At 47.8% G+C, this 680-nt stretch carries 1 protein-coding gene; it reads left to right on the top strand.

Features of this window, described 5'->3' with window-relative positions; translation table 11 throughout:
- Positions 1-18: 18 nt before the first annotated feature.
- Positions 19-680 (top strand): sigma-54 interaction domain-containing protein (locus D1841_RS17965; protein WP_371722191.1); only part of this gene is annotated, 662 nt, incomplete at its 3' end.

Raw genomic sequence — 680 nt, 5'->3', positions numbered from 1 at the left:
ATCCACGAATCTCCCGGCATGAAACACGTCATAAAGACCGCCAAGCAGATTGCACTGACCGACCACACTGTACTGATTCGAGGGGAAAGCGGAACCGGAAAAGAACTGATTGCTCAGTCTCTCCACAACGCATCCTACCGCAACAAATTTCCTTTTGTTGCCATAAACTGTGCAGCACTTCCTGACAATCTGCTGGAAAGCGAACTGTTCGGCTACGAAGGAGGCGCTTTTACCGGCGCACAGGCTAAGGGGAAAATCGGTCTCTTTGAACAGGCAAACCACGGCACTATTTTTCTCGATGAGATAGGGGATATTTCCCCAAAGCTGCAGTCAAGACTACTCAGAACCATTCAGGAAAGACAGGTTATGCGAGTTGGCAGCGACAGACTCATTGATGTCGACATTCGCCTGATTACTGCAACCAATCGAGATTTGGAAGCAGCTGTCAGAGAGGGAAGTTTCCGAAGCGATTTATTTTACAGACTCAACGTGCTGCCCATCATCATACCGCCGCTGCGAAAGAGAAAAGAAGATATTCTGCCGTTGCTGCAGCATTTCCTTGGCACGACTTTTAAGAATATCCCTCCCGCACAGCTGCGTCAATTGACTGACTACAACTGGCCCGGTAATATCAGAGAACTTGAAAATATAGCGACCTATTATCAGACACTTTCTGCTTT

Origin of the sequence: Neglectibacter sp. X4 (assembly GCF_009917365.1) — a bacterium.
Lineage (GTDB): Bacteria > Bacillota > Clostridia > Oscillospirales > Acutalibacteraceae > Acutalibacter.
Note: the sequence above shows the minus strand (reverse complement) of the source record. Positions and strands in the feature narration are given on the sequence as shown.